The sequence below is a fragment of the Phocaeicola paurosaccharolyticus JCM 15092 genome (genome assembly GCF_000613805.1).
Lineage (GTDB): Bacteria > Bacteroidota > Bacteroidia > Bacteroidales > Bacteroidaceae > Phocaeicola > Phocaeicola paurosaccharolyticus.
Window position 1 is genome coordinate 1 of the sequence record NZ_BAJR01000070.1, and the last position, 2362, is coordinate 2362.

General features: G+C 29.5%; 2 protein-coding genes. One reads left to right on the forward strand and one right to left on the reverse strand.

Going from position 1 to position 2362, the window contains the following annotated elements:
• Window positions 1–79 precede the first annotated feature (79 nt).
• Entirely contained in the window at window positions 80–1039 is a 960-nt protein-coding gene (locus JCM15092_RS14165; protein ID WP_024995211.1) for a winged helix-turn-helix domain-containing protein, read from the forward strand.
• A gap of 2 nt (window positions 1040–1041) precedes the next feature.
• On the opposite strand, the gene JCM15092_RS14170 is transcribed toward JCM15092_RS14165, so the two are convergent.
• Window positions 1042–2028 (reverse strand): BF3164 family lipoprotein, encoded by a 987-nt coding sequence (locus JCM15092_RS14170; protein WP_034542107.1) that lies wholly within the window; start codon window positions 2026–2028, stop codon window positions 1042–1044.
• Window positions 2029–2362: the final 334 nt, after the last annotated feature.

Below are 2362 nucleotides of genomic sequence, written 5' to 3' on the forward strand. Positions count from 1 at the left end.
TAAAATAATGTTCCATTTCATCGTTTAATTTTTCATTTTGTATATATCTTTGTATATTTGTATTATATAAAAGATATATATGAAAATCAACGCAAAGTTGTTACTACTAGCTTCTATTTCATTAGGTTGGCTCATTTTTTCCATATTATTATACTTTACGTATAAAGAGGGAAAAAATAATTTGACTGACAAAATTATTGATTGTGTTCAGGATGCTATTAATACTGATTATCAAGAGAGATTAAATAAAATACTCGTATTATATCGTCCAACTGGAAGAAAAATAAAAGGTTTTCAAATAGAAAGTGAAGATGGAATTGAAACAATATCTTTTAATGAGGGCACAAATCAATCGGCTGTTGAAAGATTATGTAATCAATATGTATTATCTAAAATATTACCGCCTAGCCCAGATGAAATCAATGATTTGCTCAAGAATAAATTAAAAAGAAATGGAGTTGAGAACGTAAGAACAGGTATAATATATTCAAATAATGGCAAAAGCTTTTTCAGTAATAGTGATTCTACATATTCTAAATCTTCCATAATTCTCCCGACTAAATATATCGATATCAAAAAGGCACAAAGTATTCAGGCGTGGGCTACTGTTCCATATACTGAAATAATAAAAATTATTTCACCAAAGTCCTTCTGGAGTGTTGTAACTTATTTCATTGTTCTGTTCATTGTTTCTATTTCATCTATAAAAGGAACAAAACATGGAAAGCAAATCAATCGTAGTGAATGTATAGAAATGGGTAACATGATTTTAAATTTGGAAAGCCAAAATTTATATATTAATGGCAATTTATGTCAGTTAACCCCAATTGATTTTAGATTATTACTTTTATTTATAAATTCACCAAATAAATTCGTTACAAAAGAAAATATTAAAAATAAATTTTGGCCAACAGATGAGAACTCCGACAGTAAAATTCATACACATATATCCACTCTTAAATCATCTCTGAAAGATTATCCCGAGTATACGATAATAACAGAAATAAATAAAGGATACCGATTTAATGTTAAAGAATAGAATTAGATTATATATTTTACTATCTGCTCATCTGCATTAACATCTAAGCCAAAAAGCAAACCTGTTTTTTCATCAACATAAAACCCTACAATACGACGATCCAATATATAATTGGAAATCAACTCTCCTTTAAAATTAAAAACACGTAGAATCTTACCACCTTGTTTATATGAGTTTGCTAATTTAGAAATATCCCTGAAACTCCTGCCATCATAAATGGCATATATAAACTTATCTGTTACCTGAACATCATAATAGCATATTTTATCATCTGGAAGGCCATAGCCTTCAGGAGTAACATAGAACTTAGGTTCACCATGCATCCCTAATTTCCCGATATGCTTATGTGATGATAAGTCATATATATCAATTCTGTCACCAAACTGAGTGACAGTGACCAGTTTCTGTTTATCAGGACTTAGAGAAATAAAACTGTTCCAACCCTGTGCTATTGCTGACATATTATCTTTAAATTGATTGGATTCTGATATCGGTATACGTTCTGTTTTACGTATAATTTTCCCTGTAGACAAGGATGCCCAACTGAATCGGTTCTCTCCAGAATAATCAGGAATGACAACTGTAGTATCCTCAATATCAAAATCAAGAGAACGATACAATTTCCTATCCAATAGTAAGTCTTTTACAAGCTTAGGTGTATCATTAACAGATATATCGCTATATTTATACATTCTGCCTTTTCCATCATCCAATACCCATACTGCATTATCTTCAACAAATCTTATATTTGCAGCATATATCATTTCGGTAGGGCCTTCACCACGTTTTCCAAAAGAAGAAATGTATGTAAAATCAGGATATGAAAAAACATGATAATAATAGTCTGTATTATGTAAATCCATTATTACAGCCTTGTTTCCTTGTACTCTCATCCTATATGCATATCTGAACAAAATTGTATCCAATGGAATTTCTATGCCTTTAAGTATGATTGTATCGGTAACAATTCCATATTCTGGGGCTTTCATATTATTCCCTTTATATCTGTTACAACTAATAAAAGAAAAAGTAGAAATAAGTAGAATCAAATATGTAATCTTCTTCATTGTGGTATTCTTGAATTTAATAGTGAAGTAGTGATTCAACTAACCAAACTGATAATGTATGTTATGCTAAGGAGCTGTTTATAATTAAAAAAAACACATTTAACAAACTAATTATCAATAGATTAACAAGCACTACTTTTATAACTTCATTATTGACAAAACATTAAGGCATGAGCAAATATCCAAAAAGTTTACTGATAAACTGCGCCAATTTATAAAAAAATAGAATCCAATAAAAGGAAGCGTAAAGATTCAA

What these genes read in the sequence shown, in the direction of transcription:
- JCM15092_RS14170 (WP_034542107.1), bottom strand. Translation starts at nt 2,028, where the DNA reads ATGAAAGCCCCAGAATATGGAATTGTTACCGATACAATCATACTTAAA.
- JCM15092_RS14165 (WP_024995211.1), top strand. Translation starts at nt 80, where the DNA reads ATGAAAATCAACGCAAAGTTGTTACTACTAGCTTCTATTTCATTAGGT.